The 22,020-nt window shown below is 69.3% G+C and carries 17 protein-coding genes and 1 pseudogene; 3 read left to right on the forward strand and 15 right to left on the reverse strand.

Going from position 1 to position 22,020, the window contains the following annotated elements; translation table 11 throughout:
* Positions 1-99 precede the first annotated feature (99 nt).
* A complete protein-coding gene (locus tag WAE60_RS04135; RefSeq protein ID WP_337685138.1) occupies positions 100-1,200 on the reverse strand; it encodes a L,D-transpeptidase in 1,101 nt (366 codons plus the stop codon).
* Positions 1,201-1,292: 92 nt separating this feature from the next.
* Between WAE60_RS04135 and WAE60_RS04140 the strand changes: the two genes are divergently transcribed.
* Both WAE60_RS04140 and WAE60_RS04145 read left to right on the forward strand, forming a co-directional pair.
* Positions 1,293-2,444 carry a D-alanyl-D-alanine carboxypeptidase family protein gene (locus WAE60_RS04140; RefSeq protein ID WP_337685139.1) on the forward strand — a complete coding sequence of 384 codons (1,152 nt, stop codon included), beginning with the start codon at positions 1,293-1,295 and terminating at the stop codon, positions 2,442-2,444.
* Between the two features lie 55 nt (positions 2,445-2,499).
* A complete protein-coding gene (locus WAE60_RS04145) occupies positions 2,500-3,177 on the forward strand; it encodes an arylesterase (protein ID WP_337685140.1) in 678 nt (225 codons plus the stop codon).
* Here the strand turns inward: WAE60_RS04145 and WAE60_RS04150 are convergent.
* The 14 genes and pseudogenes from WAE60_RS04150 to WAE60_RS04215 form a co-directional block, all read right to left on the reverse strand.
* Complete coding sequence (locus WAE60_RS04150; protein WP_337685141.1) at positions 3,170-4,279, reverse strand: YeiH family protein; 1,110 nt, start codon at positions 4,277-4,279, stop codon at positions 3,170-3,172. The two genes, WAE60_RS04145 and WAE60_RS04150, sit on opposite strands and share 8 nt — an antisense overlap.
* A gap of 136 nt (positions 4,280-4,415) precedes the next feature.
* A complete protein-coding gene (locus WAE60_RS04155) occupies positions 4,416-7,532 on the reverse strand; it encodes an efflux RND transporter permease subunit (RefSeq protein WP_337685142.1) in 3,117 nt (1,038 codons plus the stop codon).
* A gap of 9 nt (positions 7,533-7,541) precedes the next feature.
* The gene (locus WAE60_RS04160) at positions 7,542-8,648 is read right to left on the reverse strand and encodes an efflux RND transporter periplasmic adaptor subunit (RefSeq protein WP_337685143.1); all 1,107 of its coding nucleotides are present in this window, start codon (positions 8,646-8,648) and stop codon (positions 7,542-7,544) included.
* Positions 8,649-8,791: 143 nt separating this feature from the next.
* Entirely contained in the window at positions 8,792-9,229 is a 438-nt protein-coding gene (locus WAE60_RS04165) for a hypothetical protein (RefSeq protein ID WP_029913616.1), read from the reverse strand.
* Between the two features lie 163 nt (positions 9,230-9,392).
* Complete coding sequence (locus WAE60_RS04170; RefSeq protein WP_029913614.1) at positions 9,393-9,749, reverse strand: hypothetical protein; 357 nt, start codon at positions 9,747-9,749, stop codon at positions 9,393-9,395.
* Between the two features lie 180 nt (positions 9,750-9,929).
* Positions 9,930-10,262, reverse strand: coding sequence for a hypothetical protein (locus tag WAE60_RS04175; protein ID WP_337685144.1), 333 nt, complete (start codon positions 10,260-10,262; stop codon positions 9,930-9,932).
* Positions 10,263-10,452: 190 nt separating this feature from the next.
* Positions 10,453-10,653: pseudogene (locus WAE60_RS04180) on the reverse strand (helix-turn-helix transcriptional regulator); the annotation flags it as partial.
* A gap of 41 nt (positions 10,654-10,694) precedes the next feature.
* Complete coding sequence (mgrA, locus tag WAE60_RS04185; protein ID WP_337685145.1) at positions 10,695-11,753, reverse strand: L-glyceraldehyde 3-phosphate reductase; 1,059 nt, start codon at positions 11,751-11,753, stop codon at positions 10,695-10,697.
* Between the two features lie 117 nt (positions 11,754-11,870).
* Complete coding sequence (locus WAE60_RS04190) at positions 11,871-12,884, reverse strand: glycoside hydrolase family 5 protein (protein ID WP_337685146.1); 1,014 nt, start codon at positions 12,882-12,884, stop codon at positions 11,871-11,873.
* Positions 12,885-12,978: 94 nt separating this feature from the next.
* The gene (locus WAE60_RS04195) at positions 12,979-13,707 is read right to left on the reverse strand and encodes a FadR/GntR family transcriptional regulator (protein ID WP_029913603.1); all 729 of its coding nucleotides are present in this window, start codon (positions 13,705-13,707) and stop codon (positions 12,979-12,981) included.
* A 186-nt stretch (positions 13,708-13,893) separates the two neighbouring features.
* Entirely contained in the window at positions 13,894-15,450 is a 1,557-nt protein-coding gene (locus WAE60_RS04200) for a sodium/sugar symporter (protein WP_337685147.1), read from the reverse strand.
* A 47-nt stretch (positions 15,451-15,497) separates the two neighbouring features.
* The gene (locus WAE60_RS04205) at positions 15,498-16,112 is read right to left on the reverse strand and encodes a 2-dehydro-3-deoxy-6-phosphogalactonate aldolase (protein ID WP_337685148.1); all 615 of its coding nucleotides are present in this window, start codon (positions 16,110-16,112) and stop codon (positions 15,498-15,500) included.
* Complete coding sequence (locus WAE60_RS04210) at positions 16,105-17,034, reverse strand: 2-dehydro-3-deoxygalactonokinase (RefSeq protein WP_337685149.1); 930 nt, start codon at positions 17,032-17,034, stop codon at positions 16,105-16,107. Before WAE60_RS04210 ends, WAE60_RS04205 begins: the two co-directional genes overlap by 8 nt.
* 9 nt (positions 17,035-17,043) lie before the next feature.
* Positions 17,044-18,780, reverse strand: coding sequence for an IlvD/Edd family dehydratase (locus tag WAE60_RS04215; RefSeq protein WP_337685150.1), 1,737 nt, complete (start codon positions 18,778-18,780; stop codon positions 17,044-17,046).
* A 285-nt stretch (positions 18,781-19,065) separates the two neighbouring features.
* Between WAE60_RS04215 and WAE60_RS04220 the strand changes: the two genes are divergently transcribed.
* The gene (locus WAE60_RS04220; protein ID WP_337685151.1) at positions 19,066-21,993 is read left to right on the forward strand and encodes a TonB-dependent receptor; all 2,928 of its coding nucleotides are present in this window, start codon (positions 19,066-19,068) and stop codon (positions 21,991-21,993) included.
* Positions 21,994-22,020 lie beyond the last annotated feature (27 nt).

The raw sequence follows: 22,020 nt of genomic DNA on the forward strand, positions 1-22,020 counted from the left end.
CGCCCCCATAGGGGGCGGAGCCTCGCGCGGCGCCGGCTACAGCGCTCTTCCCCCTCTGGGGGAAGACGACCGCGAAGCGGTCCGTAGGGGGGCAAGTATTCAGCGCACCGGCTTGCCCCGGAACACCACCTTCGCCCCTTTCTGCACGGCCGCGCCCAGCTCCGCCGCGTCCCAGTTCGTCAGCCGCACGCAGCCGTGCGAGGCCCGCTTGTTGACCAGGCGCGGGTCGGGCGTGCCGTGGATGCCGTAGGTGTCCTTGGTCAGGTCGATCCAGGTGGAGCCCACCGGATTGTTCGGCCCGGCCTTGATGGTCAGCTTGCCCGTCGGCTTGCCGAAGGTCAGGCGGGTGGGGTCGTAGGTGTAGGTCGGGCGCGGGGCCACGGTGTTGACCGCCCATTCGCCGACCGGGGCCGGGCGCTCGGTGCTGCCCACCGTGGCCGGATAGACCGCCAGCAGCTGGTCGCCGTCGGCATAGGCCTTCAGCGTGCCCTTGGCGTTGTCGATCTCGATGCGGGTGACCTTGCCGTCCAGGCCGTCGGGACCCAGGGCCGCGACGACGATGGTGGTCCCGGCCTTCGCGAAGTCCACGCCGGGATTGAGGGCCTGCAGCAGCGGCTCGTCCATGTGGAACTTCTCGGCCAGCAGCTCCAGCGGCGTGCCGTAGCCGAGGGCCGGCAGCTTGGCCATGGCCTCGTAGTCGTCCTTGGGGATGTCGGGCGTGAACGGGCCGGCCACGTCCTCGGCGGTGATCACATAGTCGGTCAGGGCCGGCGCGCTGTCGGCGACCAGGGCGTCCCAGGTGGCGGGGCTCAGCTTGCCGTCGACCGTCAGGCGGTGGGCCTCCTGGAAGGCGCTGAGCGCCAGGGTCAGGTTGCCGCCCTCCTGGCCGTCGATGACGCCGGGCGAGAAGTGGGCGCGGTCCAGCAGCACCTGGGCGCGGGCCAGATAGGCCTGCTTGGCCTCCGGCGTCGTGGCGGCGGGGTCGAAGGCGGCGGCGTTCACGGCCTGGGCCAGGGGCGAGGGGGCGGCCGGGGCCGGGGCGGACGGGGCGGCCACCAGCGGCGGCGGCGTCTGCGGCGCGGGCGCGGCGGCGGGCTTGGATGCGGCCGGCTTCTGCTGCTGCGGGGCGGGGTCGGAACAGGCCGTCGTGGCCGCCAGGCAGCCGATCAGAAGGACGACGGGACGCAAGGGCAGGGGCATGTAACAACTCCGAGGCGGGAACGCCTTGCCCCTCTCAAGCCTTGAGCCATGGCGAAGTTCCACTGCTGCCCCACCGGGGCGAGGAGCCCCGATTGAAGATTCTGCGTCGGCTGATCTGGGTGCTGGGCGTCCTGCTGGTGCTGGTCGTCGCCTTCTCGGTGTGGGTGATGTGGCCCAATCAGCGGCCCGCGCCCGCCATGCCGCCGCCGTCGGTATCGGCCGCCCGCGAGCCTCTGCAGTACGAGCCGCCGACCTACCTGCCGTCCAACGATCCGCCGGCCAGCCCGAGTTTCGCGCCGACCGGCGGGACGCCCGAGGCCTGCGACGCCGGCGGCGCCTCGGCCAGCGCCGCCCCGGTCAACGCCGCCTCGCTGACCACGCTGGCCTGGACGCCGTTCGGCCGTCCCGAGACCGGCTGGGAGATCTACGCCCCCCGCGTCGCCCACGAGATCCAGACGGGCTGCGCGCCCGGCTCGCCCCGCTTCGCCGCCGCCCTGGCGCGCTGGCAGGGCGGCCATGGCCTGAAGTCGACCGGGACGTTCGATCCGGAAACCTTCCAGGCGATGCTGGTGCGCTGGCACCGGGCGCGGCCGTTCGTGAAGGTCAACGGCGAGGGGATCTGCCCCGGCGCGCCGGCCGTGAGCCTGCTGTCCACCGCCGGTCCCCAGGAGAGCTACGGCGGCAAGACGATCCAGCTGCGCCCCGGCGCGTTGGACGCCTATCGCCGGATGGTCGCCGAGGCCAAGGCGGCGGGCGTGGCCCGCGACCCGCGCGCCCTGACCATCTTCTCGGGCTTCCGCGACCCGCTGGCCGACGCCGCCCGCTGCGCCCGCGACAACAATTGCCAGGGCGTGTCGCGCACCATCTGCTCGGCCCACCGCACGGGCCTGGCCCTGGACATGTTCATCGCCGCCGCCCCGGGTTTCGGACCGGACTCCAGCGCCGACGCCAACCGCCTGGCGATGGCCCGGTCGGACCTCTATCGCTGGCTGGTGGCCAACGCGGGGCGGTTCGGCTTCGTCAACTATGCGTTCGAGCCCTGGCACTGGGAATGGACGGGCGAGCCGATGCTGCCGGGCGTGCCGATCGCCAGCCTGCCCCTGGCCGGTTCGGGCCGTCCGGGCGATCCGCTGCTGACGCCGCCCGCGCCGACGCCGCCGCCCGCGACGGCGCCCAAGCCGCCGCCGAAAGGGTCTCCGCCGTCCAAGACCCCGAAACAGGGCGCGGCGAAACCCCGGTCATGAAACCTCCCGAATTCGTGGACATTGTCTGGACGACAGCCAGCGTACACAGGGAGTCATGAGCTTCACCGCACCGCGTTTGCCCGATCGCCGCGCGTTCCTGGCCGGCCTGCTGCTGGCCGGCCAGGCCGCTGCCGCGCCGCGAATCCAGCCGAGGCTGCCGCCGAAGCCCCCGGTCGTGACGGTGCTGGGCGACTCCATCACCTCGGGGTTGGGCGTTCCGGCCCAGGCCGCCATGCCGGCCCAGCTGCAGGCGGCCCTGACCCGGATGGGCGTGGTCGCCCAAGTGCGCGCCGCCGGCGTGCCGGGCGACACCAGCGGCGGCGGCCTGGCGCGGGTCAACCGCAGCGTCCCGCCGGACACCGCCCTGTGCGTCGTGGCCCTGGGCGGCAACGACCTGTTGCAGGGGATCGAGCCCCGGGTGACCAAGGCCAATCTGCGCGCCATCCTGCAGAGCCTGCGCGACCGGCGGATCGGGGTGGTGCTGGTCGGCGTCGGCGCCCCGACCCTGTTCGGCGCGGGCTACGCGCGCGAGTTCAACGCCGTCTATCCGGCCCTGGCGCGGGAGTTCTCGGCGCCGCTCTATCCCAACATCCTGGCCGGGGTGGGCGGCTCGCGGCAGCTGATGCAGGGCGACGGCATCCACCCCAACGCCGCGGGCGCGCGGGTCATCGGCGACCGGCTGGCGCCGCTGGTGGCCCAGGCGCTGCGGTCGATCCAGACCGCCGCTAGGTGAAGAACTCCACCGCCGCCAGCACCACGCCGGCGATCCACACCGTCTCCAACACCATCAGGGCCACGGGCCGCCAGCCGGCGGTCATCAGGTCCTTGAACGAGGTCTTCATGCCCAGGCCCGCGATGGCGGTGACCAGGCACCAGCGCGAGACCTCGTTGGCGGCGTCGGTGACCGGCTTGGCCAGCCAGCCCAGGCTGTTGATGACGACCAGGGCCGCGAAGCCGATCAGGAACAGCGGCACGGTCGGCTTGGCGCCGCCGCTCGCGCCGGGACCCATCCGCGCCACGACGAAGGCGATGGTGAAGACCACCGGCAGCAGCATGGTCACCCGCAGCAGCTTCACATAGGTGGCCACGTCGCCGGTGTGCGGCGAGATCATGTAGCCGGCGCCGACCACCTGGGCCACGTCGTGGATCGTGCCGCCCAGGAAGACCCCCGCCCGGGTGTGGTCCAGATGCAGGGCCGCCGTCAGCAGCGGATAGGTGATCATGGCGATGGTCGACAGGGCCGTGACCGTGACGACCGCCAGGATGGTGTCGCGTTCGGCGTCCTTGCCGCGCGGCAGGACCGAGGCGATGGCCAGGGCCGCCGAGGCCCCGCAGATGCCGACGGCCCCGCCCGACAGCACGCCGAAGCTGGAGCGCAGGCCCATGCGCTTGGCCACGAACGCGCCCAGGGCGATGGTCGAGCCGATGCCGACGATGACCATGATGATCGGGGTCAGGCCCAGGCCCAGGATCTGGCTGGCGGTGATCCGCGCGCCCAGCAGGGCCACGCCGAAGCGCAGGACGGCCTTGGACGAGAACTCGATGCCGGGGATGCAGCGGCCTTCCTGGTGCAGGAAGTGGAAGGTCATGCCGAACAGCAGGGCGAACAGCATGACCGGCGCGCCGTAGTGCTGGGCCAGCCACTGCGAGGCCAGGGCGATGGTCACCGCCACCAGCACGCCGGGATAGAGCTTCAGCAAGGCCGCCTGGCCGGGGAAGCCGGCCTTGGTCTTCGTCGCGACGGCGGGCTCGGGCCGCGACAGCCCCTCCATGCCTTCGAGCGACTGGAAGAGCGCCCGCGCCGCGGCGGTGTCGGTGTCGAGGTCGGAATTCATCGTCTGGCCCTGGAGCGGCGAGTCGCGCCGGTCGGATGATCGAGACCACGATGCGGAAGACGGGTACAGGCCAAAAATAAACCCCTCGCCGCTGGGGCGAGGGGTTTGGCTTGGCCTTCAAGGGCGAAGACGAGGGTTAAAGCTCCCGCCCGCCGCTGACGATCGGTTCCGGCTGGTGGCCGTGACCGGGGACCGCGTGGCTGGGCGCGCGCTTCTGGTGCTGGAACAGCTTGTCGATGATCTTGCCCGACCAGTTCTTCAGCATGTCCATGAACACGAACACCACGGGGATGTAGAGCAGGGACAGGAAGGTCGAGGTGATCAGGCCGCCGATCACCGCGATGGCCATCGGGGCCCGGAACTCGACGTCGGCGCCGAAGCCGACCGCCACCGGCATCATGCCCGCGCCCATGGCGACGGTGGTCATGATGATCGGCCGGGCCCGCTTGTGGGCAGCGTCCAGCAGGGCCTCGCGGCGGGTCATGCCGCCCTTCATCGCCATGATCGCGTACTCGACCAGCAGGATCGAGTTCTTCGCGGCGATGCCCATCAGCATCAGGATGCCGATCAGGGTCGACATCGAGAAGCTGGAGTGCGCCAGGACCAGCAGGGCGAAGGCGCCGCCGATGGCCAGGGGCAGGGCGGCCATGATGGTCACCGGATGGGCGAAGCTGCGGAACAGCAGCACCAGCACGACGTACATCAGCAGGATGCCGGTGATGAAGGCGGCGGCGAAGCCGGTCAGCATCTCGGCGATGAACTCGGCGTCGCCGGCCGGAGCCTCCTTCACGCCGGGCGACAGGTTCTTGACCGACGGCAGGGCGTGGACGGCCTTGGCCGCGTCGCCGACGACGATGCCGTCCAGCTCGGCGGTGATCTCGGCCACCCGCGAGCGGTCCTGGCGCGAGATCTGCGACGGACCGGCGCCGAAGCGCACGTCCGCCACCGCGTTCAGCGGCACGGCGCCGCCGTGGCTGGACGGGACCTTGAGGGTCTCCAGCACCGACATGTTCTCGCGCGCGTCGTCGGTCAGGCGCAGACGGATCGGCACCTGGCGGTCGCCCAGATTGTACTTGGGCAGGGACTGGTCGATGTCGCCGATCGTGGCCACGCGCACGGCCTGCGAGATCGCGCCGGCCGAGACCCCGGCCCGGGCGGCCTGGTCGGGCTTGGGCGTGACGATGATCTCGGGACGGGCGATGGCCGCGGTGTTGACCACGTTGGCCAGGCCCTTGACGCCGCGCATCTGGGCCTCGACGGCGCGGGCCGCCGCTTCGAGCTGCGGGCCGTTGTCGCCGATCAGGCGCAGGGTGTAGCTGGAGCCGTCGCTGGGACCGCCGCCGTTGTTGCTGCCCGCGCCAATCCGCGCGCCGGGGATGGCCTTGAACTGGTCGACCATCTGGCGGCTGAAGTCGCGCTGGCTGATCCGCTGGCCTTTCGGCACCAGGTCGGCCGTGACGCGGGCCTGGTTGACGCCGTCGCTGCCGACCGAGGCGTAGACCCCGGTCACTTCGGGACGGGCCTCCAGCTCGCGGGTCATCTGCATGACGACCGCGTCGGTCTCGTCCAGGGTCGCGCCCGGGGGCAGCTCGACGCTGAACGGCGCGCGGCCGCGGTCGGCCGCCGGCTGGAACTCGAACGGCAGCTTCCCGGCCAGCAGGAACGAGCCGACCAGGATCGGCAGGGCCAGCAGGGCCACCTTGATCTTGTTGCCCAGGGCCCAGTTCAGGGCCTTGAGGTAGGGCGCCATCCAGAACGGATCGGTGTCGGGCTTGTTGTGGGCCTTCAGCATGTAGGCGCCCATCAGCGGCGTCAGCATGCGGGCGACCAGCAGCGAGAACAGCACCGAGATGCAGGCCGCGAGCGCGAAGGCCTTGAAGAACTGGCCGACGATGCCAGGCATGAAGCCGACCGGCGCGAACACCGCCACGATGGTGAAGGTGGTGGCCACGACGGCCAGGCCGATCTCGTCGGCCGCCTCCATGGCCGCGTCGTAGGGTGATTTGCCCCCGCGCATGTGCCGGACGATGTTCTCGATCTCGACGATGGCGTCGTCGACCAGGATGCCGACGGTCAGCGACAGGGCCAGCAGGGTCACGCCGTTCAGCGATTGGCCCAGCGGCGCCATGACCGCGAAGGTCGGCAGCAGCGACAGCGGGATGGCCACGGCCGCCAGGAACGTCGCCCGCCAGTCGCGCAGGAACAGCAGCACCACCAGCACGGCCAGCAGGGCGCCCAGGCCCAGGGCCTCGAGCGAGGCGTAGTAGCTCTGCTCGATGTACTTCACGTTCGAGGTCAGCTCGACGATCTTGATCTCGGGATGGGCCTTGTCGAGCTTCTCGACTTCCTTGCGGACCTTCTCGGCGACCTTGACCTCGCTGGCGCCGCGCGAGCGGACCATGTTGAAGGTCACGACTTCCTGGTTGTCGAAGCGCGCGCGATTGCGCGGCTCGGCCCAGCGGTCCTCGACGTCGCCCAGGTCGCCCAGGCGCACGGTCTCGCCATTGCCCAGCTGGACGCGGGTCTCGCGCAGCTGATCGACCGAGCCGGCCGCGCCCAGGGTGCGGATGGCGCGCTCGGAGCCGGAGACGGTGACGCGGCCGCCGGGCAGGTCGGCGTTGGCCGACTGCAGGGCCTGGCTGACCTGGGCGGCGGTGACGCCGCGCGCGGCCAGGCGGTCGGGGTCGAGGGCCACCTGGATCTCGCGGCTGACGCCGCCCTGGCGGTTGACCTGGCCGACGCCCTTGATGGCCAGCAGGGCGCGGCTGACGTCGTTGTCGACGAACCAGCTGCGCTGCTCCGGCGTCAGGGTGGGGGCCTGGACCACGTAGGTGATCAGGGCGTCGCCCGAGATGTCGATCCGGGTGACGTTGGGGATCTGCATGTCCTGGGGCAGGGAGCTCTGCAGATTGGCCATGGCGTTGCGGACGTCGTTGGTCACCCGCTCGTGGTCGACGCCCAGCTCGAACTCGATGAAGGTCGAGGAATAGCCGTCGCCGACGGTGGAGCTGATGTGGCGCACCTGGCCCAGGCCGGCGATCGAGTCCTCGATCAGGCGGGTGACCTGGGTCTCCAGCTCGGTCGGGGCCGCGCCGGGGCGCGAGGCGTTGACCACCACGAAGGGCAGGTCGACGTCCGGATTGTCGTTGATCCGCATGCTGGTGAAGCCGCCGATCCCCGCCAGGGTCAGCAGCAGGAACAGCAGCATCACGGGGATCGGGTTCTTGATCGCCCAGCGGGAGATGTTGTTCATCGCCGGCCCCTAGCGCTTGGCCGCGACGGCCACGGCGGGCGGTGCGGCGTGGGCGGACGAGCCGGCGACGCGCACGGCGTCGCCTTCGCCCAGGAAGCCGGCGCCCTCGACCACGACCCGCTCGCCGGGGTTCAGCCCGTTGGCGGCCGTACGGTCGGTGTTGCGGGCCAGGATCTCGATGCGGCGGAACTGCACGTGGTTGCGGGCGTCGACCACGAACACGCCGGGCTGGTTCTGGCGATACAGGATCGCGGCGGTCGGGATGGTCGGGGCCGGTTGGGCGCCGGCGGCGATCTGGGCGCGGGCGAACATGCCCGAGCGGAAGCCGCTGCCGGGCGCCAGGCTGATCCGGGCCAGGCCGACGCGGGTCTGGGTGTTCACCTCGGAGGTGACGATGCGGATCGTCCCGGTGGTCTGGCCCACCTGGTCGGAGGTGACCGTGGCCGGCATGCCGGCGCGCAGGGCCAGCAGGTCGGCTTCGGGGATCTCGGCGTCCAGCTCCAGGCGGCCGTCGCGGACGATGCGGAACAGCTCGGTCCCGGGCGAGATGATCTGGCCCTTGGTGACGCTGCGTCGGCTGATCAGGCCGGAGACCGGCGCGCGGACCACGGCCTGGCCCAGGCGGGCGACGGTCTCGCCGTAGGCGGCTTGGGCCGCGGCGACCTGGGCGATCGCGGTCTGCTGGCGCATGGTCGCGGTGTCGAGCGCCGAGGCGGCCAGATAGCCCTTGGCCTGCAGTTCGCGCGAGCGGTTCAGGGCGGCCTGGGCCTCGGCCAGGGTGGCCTTGGCGGAGGCCACCGAGGCCTCCTGCTGGCGGGCCTGGGCGCGCAGCATGGTGTCGTTCATCGCCACCAGGACTTGGCCCTGGCGCACGACCTGGCCTTCTTCGGCGTTGACCGACACGGCGGTCAGGCCGCCGGTCTCGGCGCCGACGGGCACTTCTTCCCAGGGCGTGACGGTGCCCGAGGCGTTGATGATGCGCGGCAGGGCCTGGACGTTCACCACGGCGACGCTGACGGTCTGGCTGGCGGCCTGCGAGGGCTTGGGCGTCTTGGCCTTGGCCTTGTCGCCATGGTCGCACGCGGACAGCCCCAGGGCGCCGATGCAGAGCACCACGGGTAACGCAGTCGAACCCACGCCGCGTTGTTTGATCCGTTGATGCACGACCACTTCAGCTCCGATTATTTGAACAGCCAGACGCCTTCTAACCGAGAAACGCTGTTCACCGGATTAAATGATCGTAAGGCGACGCCTGGAGGTCAGGCCAAACCGTCCGGACGAGGCTTTTCCCGCCGGCCGGCGTTCCAGGCGCCGACCAGAAGGGCGCCCATCACCAGATAGCTGAGCAGGCTGCCGGCCACGTAGTAGGCGCGGGGGATGATCTGCTTGTCGATCGCGGCGGCCAGGTGGACCAGGGCGGCGACGCCCTGAAAGGCCGCGGCGGCCATGGTCCACCAGCGGTCGGAGGTCAGGGCCAGATACAGCAGGACCAGCAGCAGCAGGACGTCGACCATCAACACGCCGCCTTGGGCGCCGAGGGTCTGGCTGTCGTCCTGGACGAGGGGGCTGGCGAACCAGGCGGCGGCCATCGCCGCGGCGGCGACCCGTTCGACCCAGCGACCGCGCCAGACGGCGAGCCCGCAACAGGTCAGCAGCACGGCGAGGCTGAACAGCTGGTCGAGGGTCTGGACGTACATTCGGGGGCGTTTCTTGGCGGGTTCCGGCGGCCGTCGGACCGCCAGCTTAACCTGATCCGGGATCGAAGCCGATCCGGCCGGAAACAATCTGCCAGTTCGCGGGCCCGATCACATGTGGGGGTGCATGATCGGGCCCGCGGCGCGAGGCCTGAGGGGGGAGGGTTCAGGCGACTTCGCGCGCGGTCGGCACCGCCCGCAGGCTGCCGATCAGGCTGGGGGGCGGCTTCTTGCCGCCGCCGCCGAAGGAAACGGCCGACAGGCCGATGTCGTGCTGGGCCTTGCTGAGGCCCTGGTGGGTTTCGAGGATGTTCTGACGGGCCACGCCCAGGGCGCGCATGGTCTCGATCGCGCTGATCAGGGCGTCCTGGCCGACCATCACCGACAGGTTCGCGGCTTCCCGCGAGGCCGGCATCAGGGTGGTCAGGGCGGCGGTGCTGGCGATGGCCGCGTCGATCGCCTTCTCGGCGGCGAACAGGGCTTCGGCCACGGCTTCGGCGGCGTGACGACGTTCCTTGAGCATGACGGTTCTCCTCGCGCCGCGGGAGGGCGGCGCGTCATCTGGGGTGGAGGCGTGGAGAGCGCTCGGAAGCGGCGGTCTAGAACAGGCCCCGGAGGGCGTGCAGGCCGGCCAGCAGGGAGCCGAACGCGAAGGCGGTCGCGAGCATCATGGCGGCGATCAGGGCCAGCCGTTGGCCGACGGTCAGGTCATTGGGGCCTCCCCAATTTCCGAATGGCCGAAGCTCTCGTCCATCAGCGCGCCGGCCACGCAGAGGATCTCCCTCAGCACCATTTCCGGCGGCTTGAAATTGGCCTGCTTCCGCGTCGCGCTGACCAGGTCCGAGGCCATCAGCGCGCTCTGGGCGGTCGCCGCCAGGCTGGCGAGCTGACGTTCCAGTTCGGACCAGGTGAAGGCCGGGACCCGCTCGTCCTGCGAGTTCAGGGTCGGCCAGGCCTTGTGGAAGTTCAGGGCGTCGCGGCGCAGGCTCAGCGCCTGGTCGATCGCGTCCTTCTGGGAGTCCGTGAGTGGCGGCACGTGCTGTTCCTTCCTCGATGTCGCGGCGGTCGCGGTCGGACCGCGGGACCTCGACGGGGTCGAAAGATCTGGAGGAAGGATGGGCGGGGGGCGGCGACGGAGCTAGCCCCGCCGCGTCGGACCCTGACGCGATCGGAGGGGGGGAGGTCCCCACGGAGGCCTGGTTCCGGGGGGAGAGCAGGCGGGCCGCCTCGTAGCGGTCGGCGGCGCCCAGGCGGCGCCGCGCCTTGTCCAGGTGCCAGTCGACGGTGTGCTTGGACAGGCCCAGACGACGAGCGATCTCCTTGGAGCTGAGATGCTCGTCCACGAGGCGCAGGCAATCGCGCTCACGCGGCGTCAGTCGGTCCATACCGCTTACTGTCCGGTCCAAGCCGTCGGCCCCCGAGTTCATGGACTGATTGTATTCCGAAACCACTCTACCGCAAGGCGCGGTCAGCCCTTGGGCAGGTCCGCCGCCTCGAGGTTAGACGAAATCTTCCACAGATCGATGGCGCCCTCGGTGGCGTGGCGGTCGATTTGCGCCAGCTCCTCGGCGGTGAAGCCCAGGGTGTTCAGCGCCGCCAGCGAGTCCTCCAGCTGGGCCACGGTGCGCGCGCCGATCAGGGCCGAGGTGACGCGCGGATCGCGCAGCACCCAGGCCAAGGCCATCTGGGCCAAGCTCTGGCCGCGGGCCTTGGCGATCTCGTTCAAGGTCTTGATGCGGGCGATGTTGTCGTCGCTCAGCAGATGGCCGCCCAGCGAGCCGGCCTTGGCCGCGCGGGAGTCCTGCGGCACGCCGCCCAGGTACTTGTTGGTCAGCATGCCTTGGGCCAGCGGCGAGAAGGCGATGCAGCCCACGCCCAGGTCCTCCAGGGTGTCCAGCAGGCTGTCCTCGATCCAGCGGTTCAGCATCGAATAGGACGGCTGGTGGATCAGCAGCGGCACGCCCTCGCTCTTGAGGATGGCGTGGGCCTGGCGGGTCAGCTCGGGCGAGTACGAGGAGATGCCGACGTACAGCGCCTTGCCCTGTCGGTGCAGGTGGGCCAGGGCGCCCATGGTCTCCTCCAGCGGCGTCGTGGGGTCGACCCGGTGCGAATAGAAGATGTCGACATAGTCCAGGCCCATGCGCTTGAGGCTCTGGTCGCAGCTGGCGATCAGGTACTTGCGCGAGCCGCCGATCCCGCCGTACGGCCCCGGCCACATGTCCCAGCCGGCCTTGGTCGAGATCACAAGCTCGTCGCGGTGGGCGGCGAAGTCGGCGGCCATGACCTTGCCGAAGTTCTCCTCGGCCGAGCCGTAGGGCGGGCCGTAGTTGTTGGCCAGGTCGAAGTGGGTGACGCCCAGGTCGAAAGCGCGGCGCAGGATCGCGCGGCCGGTCTCGAACACGTCGGCGCCGCCGAAGTTCTGCCACAGCCCCAGCGAGATCGCCGGCAGGTCCAGGCCGCTGCGGCCGGTGCGGCGATAGGGCATGGCGTCATAGCGGGTGTCGGCGGCGACGTAGGGCTTCTGCACGGCGAGGGTCCTGGGGAGAGGATACGGAAGCGGGATGGATGGCGCGAAACGGGGTCCTTGTCATCCGTCACGATCCGTTGTCGCGCCCCTCGCTTTCCGGGATGACAACGTTAGTGGTTATTTCGGAACCAGCGCGTCGTGGATCGGCGCCACCCAGGCGTCGGCCTTGATGTCGTAGGCGATGAAGTCGCTGTCGAACTGCCAGTAGGACCAGGCCCAGCCGCGCGCCTCGGCCTCGCGGGCGGCGGCGGCGGTGTAGGCGGCGCGCGAGGCCATGTCGCCCTTGTCGTAGGCCCCGAACTCGCCCAGCAGCATCGGCCGGTCGTTGGCCTTGGCCCAGGCCTGGACGCCGTCGAAGTCGGCCTTCATCCGCGCGCGCTCGGCGGGCGTCCCCCAGGTGACGCCGGTCTTGGGCGTGTCGGGATTCCACGACGCGCCCTGGTGGGTGAACTCCATGGGCAGGTAGTAGTGGACCGTCGCGATCAGGTGGCGGTCGCCCTGCGGCAGCTTCAGCTGATCCAGGTGGCTGATGTTGTTCCAGAAGGCCGGGCCGACGATCACGTTGCGGGTCGGGTTGCTGGCGCGGACCACCGGCAGCAGCTCGGCGATCCAGCTGTTCCACAGTTCGTCGGTCAGGCCCTTGTTCGGCTCGTTCAGCAGCTCGAACACCACGCCGTCGGGCGCGTCCTTGTAGCGTTCGCCGACCTGCTTCCAGAAGGCGACCAGCTTGGGCTTGCAGGTGGCCGGATCGTTGCCGCAGTCGCCGAAATTGTGCTCGTCCAGGATGACGGTCAGCTTCTGGTCCAGGGCGGCTTTCACGACCTGGTCCAGGGTGGCCAGCCAGGCCGGGTCGATCCGGTTGTCGGCGTCCATGTGCGAGAAGGCGTGCAGGTTCAGCCGCACCGCGTCGAAGCCGCCGTCCTTGATCACCTTGAAGTGGCGCATCTGGAAGCGGGCCTTGGCCGGGTCCTTCCAGATCGGGTCGTAGCCCAGGACGTTGATCCCGCGGGTCATGGCCTTGACCTGGTCCCGGGCCGAGATTTCGCGCGCGGCGGCGGGCGTGACGGCCAGGGCGGATAGCAGGGCGCTGGCGGTCAGGACGCTGGCGAGCGCCTTGAGGGACTTGGACATGGCGTTTCCTCGAGCCTCTGCGGGCTTTGACGTGACAACGCTGTCAACATCGCCCGGAAAACGCCGGCGCGCAACGCCCGAACGGCCTTCGATGTCAGGCGTCGCGGCGGGCTTCGACCGACTCGGTGTCGGGCGAAGCGGCGCGGATCAGCTCCAGCACGTCGACGATGATCACCTGCATCGCCTTCTGGGCCGCCACGGCGTCGCGGGCCATGATGGCGTCGGCCACGTCCTCGTGCGAGGGGATCGAGGCGGTGCGGCCCTTGATGCGGTTGGTGAAGCGGATCGAGATCCGCAGGGCGGTGTTCACCAGCTCGTGCAGGTCGCGATAGAACGGGTTCTTGGTGGCGTTGAGGATGGCCACGTGGAAGGCGATGTCGGCCGACAGCGGGTCGTCCTCGCCGCCGGCGGCGGCCTTCATGCGGTTCAGCGCCTTGCGGATGCCTTCCAGCCCGGTCTCGTCGGCGTTGCGGGCGGCCAGCGCGGCGGCGGCGGGCTCGATGCCCAGACGCATCTCGGTGAACTCGGCCAGCAGGCGCAGGCTGAACTTGCGCTCCAGCATCCAGCGCAGGACGTCGGGGTCCAGCAGGTTCCACTCGGTCTCGGGCTCGACCACGGTGCCGTGGCGGGGGCGGGCGCTGAGCAGGCCCTTGGCCGTCAGCATCTTGACCGCCTCGCGGGTCACGGTGCGGCTGGCGCCGAACTGCTTGGACAGTTCGCCTTCGGTGGGGAAGCCGATCGTGGCGTATTCGCCGGTGACGATGGCCTGGCCCAAGGACTCGACGAGTCCATAGGTCAGACTGAGGCCCGGCTGCGTACGGATCACCAAGTTGTCGCCCCCAAAACGCTTCTTGAAATCGGTCGTCGTCTAAATAGGTCTGACCTTGTGTAGCGTGCTTCGTTCACGCCCGGAACAATCATGTCAAAGACGAAAGCCCCGCCACGCTCGCGTGACGGGGCTTTGCGCTTCAGACATGCGTGGACACCGGTGGACACGCCGTCCGCGACGTCACCACCAGGTGGCGTAGAGCGCGATCAGGATCACGATCACGCCCAGTCCGGCGATGTTGAAGCCGGTGGTGGTCTTGTAGCTGACGCCCTCCAGCGACACGACGTTGACCTCCTTCTTCTGGGGCGCGACCAGCGAGACGAGGACGGCGGCGGCCAGGGCCAGGAGGAAGACCAGACCGACGCGGTTCATGAAGGGCATGTCGGGCATGCCGAACTTCAGGGCCAGCGACAGGATCACCGAGCCGGCCGTAGCCACCAGGGCGCTGGCGGTGGTGGCGCGCTTCCAGAACAGGCCCAGCATGAAGATCACCACGATGCCCGGGGTGAAGAAGCCCGTGTACTCTTGGATCCGCTGGAACACCTGGTCGGCGCCGCCCAGCAGGGGTCCCGCCGACATGATGCCGACGAGCACGGCGACCACGGCGGTGATGCGGCCCACCAGCACCAGGTGCTGTTCCGACGCGTCCTTCTTGGCCTTGGCGTAGATGTCCAGGGTGAAGATGGTGGCGATCGAGTTGATCTTGGCGGCCAGCGACGCGACGATCGCCGCGACCAGGGCCGAGAACACCAGGCCCAGCAGGCCCGGCGGCAGCAGCTTCATCATCTCCGGATAGGCTTGGTCGGGCTTGGCGAGACCCGGCGCCAGGACCAGGGCGGCCAGGCCCGGAACGACCACGATCACCGGCATCAGCAGCTTCAGATAGGCGGCGAAGGCGATGCCCTTCTGGGCCTCCGCGATGTCCTTGGCGCCGAGCGCGCGCTGGATGATGTACTGGTTGAAGCCCCAATAGCTGACGTTCATCACCCACAGGCCGCCGATCAGCACCGACAGGCCGGGCAGTTCCTTGTAGTGCGGGCTCGACTTGTCGAGGATCATCTTGAAGTGGTCGGGGAACTGGGTGGTCAGATGGGTGAAGCCAGCCACCGCGCCGCCTTCGCCGCCGATCTTGGTCAGCGACAGGTAGACGATGATCAGGCCGCCCATGACCAGCAGGGCCACCTGGACGATGTCGGTCAGGGCCACGGCCTTCAGGCCGCCCCACAGCTGATAGGCCAGGGCGAAGACGCCGATGATGATCAGGGCCTGCATCTGGTCGATGCCGGTCACCGTGTGCACGGCGATCGACCCCAGCCACAGGATCGAGGTCAGGTTCACGAAGATGTAGAGGCCCAGCCAGAACCAGGCCATCAGGTTGCGCACGCTGGGTCCGTACCGCTGCTCCAGGAACTGCGGCATGGTGCTGATGTTGTTCTTCAGGAAAATCGGCAGGAAGAACTTCCCGACGATCAGCAGGGTCAGGGCCGCCATCCATTCGTAGGAGGCGATGGCCAGGCCCAGGGCGTAGCCCGAGCCGCTCATGCCGATGATCTGCTCGGCCGAGATGTTGGCGGCGATCAGCGAGGCGCCGATCGCCCACCAGGGCAGGGCCTTGCCGGCCAGGAAGTAGTCGGTGGAGTCCTTCTTGTGGCCGCCCTTGTCGCGGGAGACCCACTGGGCCAGGCCGAAGATGGCGACGGCGTAGATCGCCAGGATGACGAAATCGATGGTTCTCACTGGGGTCCCCCCTTTGGGCCGTGTTCTTGTTCCGACGCGGACGCTCGTTACTGGGTGGTCTGTTCGGTCCAGGCGGCCACCAGGGCCTTGGCGCGGGCCCCGACCTCTTCGGCCGTGTAGCCCGGACGATAGAGCTCGCCGCCCACGCCGATGCCGGCGACGCCGGCCTTGATCCAGGGCTCCAGATTGGCCGCGCCGACGCCGCCCACGGCGTAGACGCTGACGTCCTTGGGCAGCACGTCGCGCACGGCCTTGATGTGGCCCGGGCCGAAGGTGCCGGCTGGGAACAGCTTCAGCGAGCGGGCGCCGGCCTTGACGGCGGCGAAGGCCTCGCTGGGCGTGGCGAAGCCGGGCATGACGGTCAGGCCCCGCTTCACGGCGTGGCGGATGACCTCGACGTCGATATTGGGCGTGACGATCAGCTTGCCGCCCACGCCGGCCACCTGGTCCACGACCTCGGGCGACAGCACCGTGCCGGCCCCGCACAGGGCCTTGTCGCCGAACGCGGCGCACAGCTTGCCGATGCTGACCAGCGGCTCGGGCGAGTTCATCGGCACCTCGATGGCCTCGATCCCGGCCTCGACCAGGGCGGCGGCGACGTCGAGGACCTCGTCGGGCTTCACGCCGCGCAGGATGGCGACGATGGGGGGCGTGCTAGGCAACGACGTGTACTCCACGGGTGGGCGACAGGACCGAAAGACCGGCCAGGACGGCGGAGTCGCCGTCGACCGCCACGCTGGTCCCGCCGAAGGCGGCGATGGCCTGGGCGTAGAGGCTGCTCAGGGCCGGGGCTCCGATCAGCGAGACCTGGCCCAGGGCGCCGAACCAGTCGGCCGTGGCCGCCACGTCGGCGGCCAGCAGCAGGCCCGACAGGAAGCCCATGGCGTCGGCCTTGGGCAGGCCGTTGATCAGCTGGCGGCTGCGGGTCTCGAAGATCAGGTGGGGCAGGCGCGCCGAGCCCTGCTCGACGATGCGGGCCACGCCCAGGGCGAAGCCTTCGGCCGACTCCGGGTCGTCGCCCGGCGCGGCCTTGGCCAGGATCGAGTGCTCACGCAGCAGGGCGTAGAGTTCGCCGACGGGCGCGGTGACGAAGTGGACGATACGGCCGTCCTCGACCGCGACCCACTTGGTGTGGGTGCCGGGCAGGGCCAGCAGATGGCGGCCATGCTTGAGGGCGGGGTCCAGTTCGAGGGCGCCCAGGATCTGGGTCTCCTCGCCGCGCATCACGTCCGGACCGCCCAGGGCGTTGCGGCACGACAGGCCCGGCACGATGGCCACCGGCAGGCCGTCGGCGTCGAGGTGCAGCAGCCGCTCGCGGACGTCGGCGGCGCCGGCCGGGCAGGGGGCGTAGGCCGCCTCTTGCCAGCCGTTGCGCGAGCCGACCATGCCGCACAGCAGGGCCAGCGAGGGACCGGCCTCGCGCCAGTCGCCGACCAGGTCCAGGAACGCCTCGCGCGGCGAGGCGCCGTTCAGCGCCCCGATGCCCGGTCCGTCGCGGCGGTCCAGCACGCTCTTGCCCTGGCGCAGATAGAGCCGAAGGCGCGAGGTGCCCCAGTCGCCGAAGATCGTGACCGAGCTGTCCATCGGATTCATCTAGTGCGACTCGCGCGTGACGACCGAGCCGCTGGCGCCGACCAGGAAGTCCAGGTCCGCGCCCTTGTCGGCGCCCAGCACGTGGTCGATGTAGAGTTTGGCGTAGCCGCGCGTCGCCTTGGGCGCGGGCGGATTGGCCTTCCATTCGGCCAGACGGGCCGCCAGCTCCTCGTCGGAGATCAGCAGGTTCAGCGCGCGGGCCGGGCCGTTCAGCTCGATCTCGTCGCCGCTGCGGACCACGGCCAGCGGGCCGCCGGCGTCGGACTCGGGCGAGACGTGCAGGATCACCGTGCCGAAGGCCGTGCCGCTCATCCGCGCGTCGCTGATACGGACCATGTCCTTGACGCCCTTCTCCAGCAGCTTGGTCGGCAGGGGCATGTTGCCCACTTCCGGCATGCCCGGATAGCCCTTGGGACCACAGCCCTTGAGCACCAGGATCGAGGTCTCGTCGACCTCCAGGTCGGGCGAGTCGATGCGGGCCTTGAAGTCCTCGATGGTCTCGAACACCACGGCCTTGCCCTTGTGGCTCAAGAGCTCGGGGCTGGCGGCGCTGGGCTTGATCACCGCCCCGCCGGGCGCGAGGTTGCCGCGCAGCACCCAGATGCCGCTGTCGGGCTTCACCGGGGCTTCCAGGCCGCGGATGACCTCGGCGTTGAACACCTCGGCCTTCTCGTACTGCTCGCCGATCCGCGTACCGGAGACCGTCAGGGCCTCGGGGTTCAGGAACGGCGCCATCTGCTTCATCACCGCCGGCAGGCCGCCGGCGTAGTGCAGGTCTTCCATCAGGAAGCGGCCCGACGGCTGCAGGTCGACCAGCAGGGGCACGTCGCGCGACAGGTTGTCGAAGTCCTCCAGCGCCAGCTCGACGCCCAGGCGGCCGGCCAGGGCCAGCAGGTGGACCACGGCGTTGGTCGAGCCGCCGATCGCGGCGTGCACGCGCAGGGCGTTCTCGAAGGCGGCGCGGGTGGCCACCTGCGACATGGTCAGCCCGTCGTGCACCATGCGCACGATGGTCCGGCCGGTGTGGTGGGCCATGGCGGCGCGGCGGGCGTCCACGGCCGGGATCGAGGCGTTGTAGGGCAGGCTCATGCCCATGGCCTCGACGATGGCGGCCATGGTCGAGGCGGTGCCCATGGTCATGCAGGTGCCGGGCGAGCGGCTCATGCCGCTCTCGGCCGACATGAATTCCGGCAGGGTCATCTCGCCGGCCCGCACGGCCTCGGAGAACTTCCACACGTCGGTGCCCGAGCCGATGTCCTTGCCGCGGAACTTGCCGTTCAGCATCGGGCCGGTCGAGACGACGATGGTGGGCAGGTCGACGCTGGCCGCGCCCATCATCTGGCCCGGGGTGGTCTTGTCGCAGCCGCCCAGCAGCACGACGCCGTCGATCGGGTTGCCGCGGATCGACTCCTCGACGTCCATGGCCAGCAGGTTGCGGAACAGCATGGCGGTGGGCCGCATCTGGGTCTCGCCCAGCGACATGGCGGGGAATTCCAGCGGCAGGCCGCCGGCTTCCCACACGCCGCGCTTCACGTGCTCGGCGATGTCGCGCAGGCCCGCGTTGCAGGGGGTGATTTCCGACCACGTGTTGCAGATGCCGATCACCGGCCGCCCGTCGAACACGTCGTCCGGCAGGCCCTGGCTCTTCATCCAGCTGCGATGGATAAAGCCGTCACGATCCAGCTTCCCGTAGCTGTGACCGCTGCGGAACCTGCCGCCCCCGTTTCCCTGACCCATGTTCTTCCCTGACGCCACGGACAGCGCTACTCGCGTCCGATGGAGCTTCATTTATAATATAATAATGATGGTTGCAAACGTCGTGGATTCACAGGGGTTTGAGGCCAGCGTGGCGCAAAAGTCGCGCCCTTCGGCTCAAATTGATAGCGCTATCAATTTGGTATTGTAAGTCTCAATTATATGACTAAAGCTCCCCTCAGATCGTGTGACCGCTACCCGTGCGGCGCACGTCACCGGCGCCCTTAGAGCGCTGGGACGGATCTCATCTGGGGGAAGGAAACCGGAATGCCGCCTCGTAATTCTCGTCGCAACGTCATGTTCATGGGCGCCTCGGCGCTTGTCCTTTGCGGCGCCCTGCCCGCGGTCGCCTTCGCCCAGGCGGCTCCCGCCCCGGCCGCCGACACGGTCGAGGAAGTCGTCGTCACCGGCCAGCGCGCCGCCCTGCAATCGGCCCAGAAGCTGAAGCAGAACGCCGAGCAGCTGGTCGACTCGATCACCGCCACCGACATCGGCGCCCTTCCTGACCGTTCGGTCACCGAAGCCCTGCAGCGCGTCTCGGGCGTCACCATCGGCCGCACCGCCGACGGTCGCGACGCCGACCGCATCTCGGTCGAAGGCAGCGGCGTGCAGGTTCGCGGCCTGAGCTGGGTTCGCGGCGAACTGAACGGCCGCGACAGCTTCTCGGCCAAGGCCGGTCGCACCCTGAGCTTCGAGGACGTGCCGCCCGAACTGATGTCCGGCGTCGACGTCTACAAGAACCCCTCGGCCGACATCATCGAAGGCGGCGTCGGCGGCACCGTCAATCTGCGCACCCGCCTGCCGTTCGACAGCGGCAAGCGCATCCTGGCCTATTCGCTCGACAGCAGCTGGGGCGACCTGTCCAAGAACTGGCAGCCCAGCGGCTCGGTGCTCTACAGCAACCGTTGGGACACCAACGTCGGCGAGGTCGGCTTCCTGATCGACCTGTCGGACTCCAAGCTGTCCAGCCGCACCGACACCATCTCGGTCGACCCGTTCTTCGCCCGGACCGACCTGCAGCCCGGCAAGACGGTCTACGTCCCCGGCGGCTTCGGCTACCGCACCCTGGACTACGAGCGCGAGCGCAAGGGCATCGCGGCCGCCCTGCAATGGCGCCCGAACGACCAGTGGGACGCCAGCCTGCAGTTCCTGCGCTCGTCGGCCTCGCAGGCCTCGACCGAGCACGCGGTCGGCTTCAACGTCGGCTCGACCAACTGGCCCGCCGCCGGCACGGACTTCACCTACGATTCGAACGGCCATTTCATCAAGGGCACGCTGGCCCAGAGCCAGACGGACAACACCAGCCTCGGCTCGTCGACGATCGACACCCGCTACGCCGACCGCAGCTCGGTGACCTCCGACTACGCTCTGAACGTGAAGTACACGCCGAACGACAAGTGGACGTTCTCGGGCGACATCCAGTACGTCTACGCCAAGACCAAGACCGTCGATAACACCGCGTTCAACTCGCTGAACGGCAACGCCGCCCCGGCCAGCCTGGACCTCACCGGCAGCCTGCCGGTGATCACCATGAACAACGACGCGGCCTTCACGTCCAACCCGGCCAGCTACTACCTGGTCGCGGCGATGGACCACCACGACCGCAACGAAGCGGCCGAATGGGCCGAGCGCTTCGACGGCGACTACCGCTTCGACGACGGCGGTTGGCTGAAGTCGTTCCGCTTCGGCGTGCGTCACACCTTCCGTCAGGCCACCACCCGCGAAACCTCGTATCGCTGGGACACGGTGGCCCCCAGCTGGTCGGCTCCGTCGATCAACCAGCTGGACGGCTATCAGGGCTATTACGGCCTGTATCCGTTCGACAACTACTTCCGTGGCAAGGCCCATCTGCCGGCGACCTTCGTCATGCCGAGCGCGGCCTTCGTGAACAACTACGGCGACACGTCGAAGCTGCTGTACCGGATCGCCCAGGCGAACGGCGGAAGCTGGTGCCCCTTCAACGGCGACTTCGAGGACCAGAGCTCGTGCGGCGGCAAGGGCAGCACCAACCACCAGAAGGAAGAGACCCTGGCGGCCTTCGGCCTGCTGCGGTTCGGCCATGACGTCTCGCTGTGGGGCGACGATCGCGAGATCGACGGCAACTTCGGCGTCCGCGTCGTCAAGACCGAAAGCGCCAGCCAGGGCCTGCAGGTCTTCGCGCCGAACAGCAGCACCAGCGTTCCGGCCGCCGACCAGGCGTTCTCGAACGGCGGCAAGAGCCCGTACAAGGGCGGTCGGGACTATGTGAACGTCCTGCCCAGCCTGAACGTGCGCCTGAAGATCACGCCGGACATGTTCGTGCGCTTCGCGGCGGCCAAGGCCATCGTCCGTCCGGACTTCCAGCAGCTGCAACCGAACTACACGATCGCGCCCACCAACGGGTTCATCACCGGCGGAACTTGCTCGAGCTTCATCCCGGGCGGTTCGCAGGCCAACTGCGTCTACCAGTACACCGCCAACGCCGGTAACCCGGACCTGAAGCCCACGCGCTCGACCCAGTTCGATCTGTCGTACGAGTGGTATTTCAACTCGACCGGCAGCCTGACGGCGACGCTGTTCTACAAGGACATCTACAACTTCATCACCAACGGCTCGACCGTCATCAACTTCACCAACAACGGGGTGACCCGTCCGGTGCAGGTGATCCAGCCGTACAACGCCGGCCACGGCACCATCAAAGGCTTCGAAGTCGCCTACCAGCAGTACTTCGACTTCCTGCCGGGCGCCCTGCGCGGCCTGGGCGTGCAGGCCAACTACACCCACGTCGACAGCAAGGGCACGCGCAACGCGGCGTCCAACCCGTACGACACCAACCAGACCGGCAACATCTCGTCGCACGACGACGAGATGCCGCTCGAGGGCCTGTCGCCCAACAGCTACAACGTCGCCGGCCTGTACGACCTGGGCAAGGTTTCGGCCCGCCTGGCCTACAACTGGCGTGAACGCTACCTGCTGACGACCACGGCCGCGAACATCAACATCCCGGCCTGGTACGACGACTACGGCCAGCTGGACGGCTCGGTCTTCTACACCGTCAACGACGCGCTGAAGATCGGCTTCCAAGCGGCCAACCTGACGAACTCCGAGACCCGGATCCTGGTCAGCTATCCCGGCCGTCCCGAGGAAGGCCTGACCAAGCACAACTGGGTCGTTGCCGATCGTCGCTACTCGATCGTCCTGCGCGGCACCTTCTAAGGTCCTGATCGCGAGACCCTGAGCGGC

Source organism: Caulobacter sp. CCG-8 (assembly GCF_037402475.1).
In the GTDB taxonomy this organism is placed as follows: Bacteria; Pseudomonadota; Alphaproteobacteria; order Caulobacterales; family Caulobacteraceae; genus Caulobacter.

Coding starts and splice junctions, on each gene's coding strand:
- WAE60_RS04135 (WP_337685138.1), bottom strand. CDS start 1,200: ATGCCCCTGCCCTTGCGTCCCGTCGTCCTTCTGATCGGCTGCCTGGCG.
- WAE60_RS04145 (WP_337685140.1), top strand. CDS start 2,500: ATGAGCTTCACCGCACCGCGTTTGCCCGATCGCCGCGCGTTCCTGGCC.
- WAE60_RS04150 (WP_337685141.1), bottom strand. CDS start 4,279: ATGAATTCCGACCTCGACACCGACACCGCCGCGGCGCGGGCGCTCTTC.
- WAE60_RS04155 (WP_337685142.1), bottom strand. CDS start 7,532: ATGAACAACATCTCCCGCTGGGCGATCAAGAACCCGATCCCCGTGATG.
- WAE60_RS04165 (WP_029913616.1), bottom strand. CDS start 9,229: ATGTACGTCCAGACCCTCGACCAGCTGTTCAGCCTCGCCGTGCTGCTG.
- WAE60_RS04170 (WP_029913614.1), bottom strand. CDS start 9,749: ATGCTCAAGGAACGTCGTCACGCCGCCGAAGCCGTGGCCGAAGCCCTG.
- WAE60_RS04190 (WP_337685146.1), bottom strand. CDS start 12,884: ATGTCCAAGTCCCTCAAGGCGCTCGCCAGCGTCCTGACCGCCAGCGCC.
- WAE60_RS04210 (WP_337685149.1), bottom strand. CDS start 17,034: ATGGACAGCTCGGTCACGATCTTCGGCGACTGGGGCACCTCGCGCCTT.
- WAE60_RS04215 (WP_337685150.1), bottom strand. CDS start 18,780: ATGGGTCAGGGAAACGGGGGCGGCAGGTTCCGCAGCGGTCACAGCTAC.
- WAE60_RS04220 (WP_337685151.1), top strand. CDS start 19,066: ATGCCGCCTCGTAATTCTCGTCGCAACGTCATGTTCATGGGCGCCTCG.